The sequence below is a fragment of the Pseudomonadota bacterium genome, assembly GCA_039028935.1.
Lineage (GTDB): Bacteria > Pseudomonadota > Gammaproteobacteria > Steroidobacterales > SZUA-146 > SZUA-146.
Window position 1 is genome coordinate 1 of sequence record JBCCHD010000072.1, and the last position, 5289, is coordinate 5289.

Sequence of the window (5289 nt, forward strand, 5' to 3'; positions counted from 1 at the left end):
CTCGGTCGGCGGCATCCCCGGCTCAGCGCTCTCCTGTGCAGGCGGGGTACCAAGCGGATAGTAAGGTTGACTAGGGGAATCGGCAGGTTCTGAAAAATGCGGACGTGCGAAGATTGTCAGAATCGTTCGGCTGATAGATTGTTTAACCGGGCGAAAGCGAGCTCTTCTCCGTTTAGCTGGCTGATATCAGTGGCTATGCTGGTATTTGGTTCCCTCTCGTGTGAGGCGCAAGGGCTTTTCTCAGCCGTTCTAGAATCAGGTCAGCTAGCGGCTCCCACGATTCCAGTCGATCTCCAGTTTCGCACTAACACACCAGATGTGTGGGATGTTGATTTTGGAGATCTCGACGGTGATGGGGATCTGGACATCTACATTTTCGCATCAGATAACGATGCTTTTGGTGGCAATGAGCACCTTGACAGGGTCCTTCTGAACGGTAATTTGACGGGCAAGCCTGGTGCATTTGTTGCGGTCCCGGTGCAGAACGCCGTCGGCGAACCGACGATACCCTCGTTGCAGTTTGATGGGCCATTGGATTTGGGACAGCGCACTTACGATGGTGACTTAGTAGACGTTGATAATGATGGCGATTTGGACGTTTTGAGGACCGATGTATCTGGCATCTATCTCTTACTGAATAACGGGAATGCGACATTCGAGTTTCGAGATGATCTGATGCCAACAAAGGACCAGATTGAAAACGGCACAGGTATCGCTGGCTTTAATGGTATTGGCGGGGCGGGCAGTATTTACTTCGACGGCGTAGATACTGCCGATGTGGATGGTGACGGTGACCTTGACGCGGTTGTGGCGAGTTATAATCTTGCTGAAAATCTATACCTTATCAACTGTTGGGCATCACCGAGCAGTGGTGCGAGTTTGTGCACCAGCCCCGAGGGTTTTGTTATTGGTAATGTTGATAACGACACATTCGATAGCTTAAGCGAAGATCGGACCCATGGTATGGCGTTTGGAAATATCGATGCAGGTATAGCACCGGATTTACCGGACCTCTTTTGGACTAACACCGACAACGGCGTTCCAAGTCGGTTGCTACGCAATAATGGGTTGGTGGGAGATGGAAGTGGTCGGGTCGAATTTGTCGACGTCACCGACACTCGACTGCCTGGCATTGAGAATAATAGTCAGTCTGTTGATGCCGAATTAGAAGATCTAGATGGGGATGGTGATCTAGATTTATACATTGTAAATCGAGCACAAAACAACGTGCTCTTTTGGAATGATGGCAGCGGAAACTTCACAAATTTAACCACTCTACCGGCGTTGCCGGCGGGAAGTTTATCGACATACGATTTACAGATTGCGGATTTCGACGGTGATGGCGACCAAGATGTAATGGAAGCTTGGGGTGATGGTCCAGGCTCTCATGTCACTAATAATCGATTGTTGCTTAATCAGGGTGGTGTGGATAGTGATTTGATTTATGTTGTCGCTCTAAACCCATACGGCGCATTGCCTGACGGCGAACCACTTCATCGCCTCACGATCGCCGCGGGCGACTTTGATAATGATTCGGATACCGACCTCGTGGGAGGAAATTTCAGCCTCGGAGTTGGTAGTCAAAGAATATATCTTTATGAGAACAACACGTTCACTCCATCGGATCTAGATGTAGATCTAGTCATCACCATCGATGCGACCGCCAGTATGACGGTTGATGATGGATTAATGAACACTCGTATCGACCGGGCTAAAGCCCTGGCTAACGGACGTTTAGGCGACCTTAGCGTGACCGACGACCGAGTAGGCGTCAACGAATTTGCCACCGACACAGACTCGCTAGAGCGAATGCCTGTCACATTTCCAGGATTCTTTCCCGATCTTGCATTTATTGATAACACTTTTATCGCGCCGATTGTTGCTGATGGAAGTGCGACGTCCGCAGGCGCGGCCTTGCGCGTTTCGCTGGAGTCTATGCCGATGCTAGGAGATCCGACGTTTATCCCTAATCGTGAGCGTTCGGTGTTAATTATCACGGATGGATTTCACAATGCGTCTCCCACACCACAGGTGGTTATTGATGAGGACTTTGGTGGCGTTTGGCCTGATCTAAATTATTTTGTGGTAAGCATTTCTGATAATGATTTGACGGAGTCAGAGTTTCGTAAAATTACGACAAATGGGAGCAAATTTTACACTTCGCTTACGGGAGCGGATTTATCGGTTAAAAGCACTGATGCGGAAGTGGATGTGACAGGCAAACTCGCGCTCGACTTGGAATCTTCTGCGAACATTGTGGCGCTCTCCAAGTCCGACAACTTGGAGGCGTTGTTTATTGATGTCCCGGAGTCAGGGCAGCCAGCGATTTTCATCGAGTGGGATGGTTTTCTCGCCGGCAGTGAACATGCTCGGGCGGACTTTGATGCTGAGAAGGCTCCGTGGTCGATGGATTTTGCTACGCCGCAGCGTTCAGTAGGGATGGATATTGCGTCACCATTTCCCACCACCGCCACGCTGACGGCATTCAGTAATAAACGAAAAAAGCTTGGAGAAACTCGAGTTGAAGTAGGGCCTCAAGGCAGCTTCATTGGGCTCTCTAGCGATGTGCCTAATATCGCCGCAGTTAAGCTGCAGTATGCGGATGATGGCGAAGAAGACGTATTAATTCTGTATACAAATCAGTCGGCAGAAGGAGGTGGGTTCGCCATTCCGTTGGATGTCAACGATACAGTTGAGGAGCAGTTTTTTGCTGTCGGTCAAAGTGTACGCGAATTCCGTATGTCCCTGACTTGGCAACTCCCGGAGAATGCACCATTCGTATTGTTAATTGACCCTGATGGTCAAGCACTAAACTTGGTGTCGGACCCGAATGTAACACGAGTGGTAGGGGATACTTACGATGTAATAAATGTCAGAGACCCCAAGGCAGGCACGTGGACTGCACGGGAGTTCCGGCCAAGTTCAGAGAACACTTTTATCAACATAACAGCCAATAGCGGCACTATTGTCAGTAACGTTCCAACAAGTCCGATATCGTTTGATGCTGCGCCCTCTCAGTTTGTCAACGTGCTACAACAGCCTTTGGTGATAAACGCGCAGCTTAGTATGACCAAATCTCTGAGTTCGGTTGAGGTGGTTGCGCAATTCGAAGACCCTCAAGGGCGGATTTTCGAAGTGATGGCTGTTGATATGGGAAGTGGCAACTTCCAAGTGATTTTGGATAATCCAACGATTGAAGGAAATTATGAAGTCACCTTGGTCGCTGGATTTTCGGACGAGGCGGGTGTTCAGCAATCAGTGGTACGCCAGTTTTCTGTGCCTGTATCGACTCAGTTAGATAACGATCTATGTGATGAAAACTCTACCGTATTCGCAAATCCCGGTCAGCGGGTCGCAGACGGTCAAAGTTTGATACAGGTGACTGCCATATTAATAGACTGTGCTGGCCGCCCATTTGACATTGAGGCGTCAGCGGTACAGTTTTCGTCCACTGCGGGTAGTTTTTTAGGAGTAACAACATCCGTAGGTGGCGGTATCTATACTCGAGTTCTACAGGCGCCAAGTAAAGTCGGTGAAGCTCAATTGTCCGTATCGGTAAACAGTCAACGGCTAATGAACACCGGCATCGTTAATTTTGTTGTCGGTGAAGTAGACCCGAGTGTTACGCAATTACAGTTCACAAATTCCGAAGGGTTCTTTGCAACGCAACCTGGCGCAACAGGCGTTATTTTTGTCACACCAAAAGACCAATTCGGGAATACACTTGGACCCAATTCCATAGTAGAACTTTCAGTCGCTGAGGGCTCGACAGCAGACGTTGCGATTTCACAACCTACCGTCTCTGAGACTGGCGGGTTCAATTTTGTTCTAACTCTTTTGGGTAATCCTGTGCCGGGTGTGGTGGCAATAGATGGGACAGTCAATGGCGTGGCTTTGACGGAATCGTTGATCATTAATATTGTAGACTCCAGTGCAATAACCGAAAACGATTCGGACAATGATGGTGTCCTCGACACCCAAGACAATTGCATCCTTGTGCCCAATTCGAATCAATTAGATCAAGATGGGAATGACATTGGCGATGCATGTGAAAACGGCTTTTTCCTGTGCGGCGATGCCGACCAAAACGGAATCGTAAACACTAATGACGCACGAATAATCCAACGCTGCGTCGTGGGAGAGTTTGAGTGTCCGATGACCTGTGACGTAACCGGACATGGGGACTGCAACACAAACGACGCACGCCTAATTCAGCGGTTCTCGGTCGGCGGCATCCCCGGCTCAGCGCTCTCCTGTGCAGGCGGGGTACCAAGCGGATAGCAACAAAAAGTCTCTGGTTTAGTCGCGACTCATCTGACCTGTCCTTGACCTGCTCTGGGATTTTCGGACCAGTTAAAACTTGAGACGATGTCTCCCCAGAAGCGAGGGAGCGATGAAGAAGAGTCGATTTAGCGAAGACCAGATGGTCAAGATTTTGCGCGAAGCGGATCGGGAGAGTGTCGGCGAAGTCGCGAAGCGCCATGGCGTGTCCGAAGCGACGATCTATAGCTGGCGTAAACGCTACGGTGAGTTGGAGGCGGTCGATGTGAGACGCCTTCGCGAAGTCGAACAAGAGAACGCGCGGTTGAAGAAACTGCTCGCTGAGCGTGATCTTGAACTCGATGTGATGCGTGAGATCAATTCAAAAAAGTGGTGAGCGCACGGGTCCGTCGGGAGCAGGTCACGTTGGCATGTGCGCGTGGTCTGTCACAGCGTCGCGCTTGTGCGCTAATCAAGGTGGCTCGTTCGAGCTTGGGTTATCGTTCGCGCCGGGCGGACAAAGAGCGTGCGCTCATCGAGGCGATGCGTCGCCTGGCCGAGCAATATCCCCGTTACGGTTACCGTCGGGTGCGCATCTTTCTCCAACGCGAGGGGTTTTCGTTGTGCCCTGAGCGGATGTACCGCTTGTGGCGCCAAGAGCGTTTGCAGGTGCCTCGAAGGCGACCGCGCCGGCGCGTGGCGTCGGGTCGTCCTCGTCCGTTGCCGCCCAGTGGGCCCAATCACGTGTGGGCCTATGACTTCGTGTTCGACGCCTGCGCCAACGCACAGAAACTCAAATGCCTGACCGTCGTGGACGAGTGGACGCGTGAGTGTCTCGCCATCGAGGTCGCGGGAAGCCTCCGTACGACGCGCGTGATCGATGTGTTGGCTCGATTGATTTCCACCCACGGAGCGCCGCGGTATCTCCGTTCAGATAATGGCCCCGAATTCGTGTCGGCCGCCATCATCCGTTGGTTGCGTGATGAAGGCATCGATACCGCCGCAATCGATCCGGGAAAGCCGTGGCAG

The 5289-nt window shown here is 51.2% G+C and carries 1 protein-coding gene and 1 pseudogene; both read left to right on the forward strand.

The window, feature by feature from the left end; translation table 11 throughout:
* Window positions 1–195 precede the first annotated feature (195 nt).
* Window positions 196–4281, forward strand: a complete 4086-nt coding sequence (locus AAF465_17185; GenBank protein MEM7084459.1) for an FG-GAP-like repeat-containing protein — start codon at window positions 196–198, stop codon at window positions 4279–4281.
* A gap of 112 nt (window positions 4282–4393) precedes the next feature.
* A pseudogene (locus AAF465_17190) lies at window positions 4394–5289 on the forward strand (IS3 family transposase).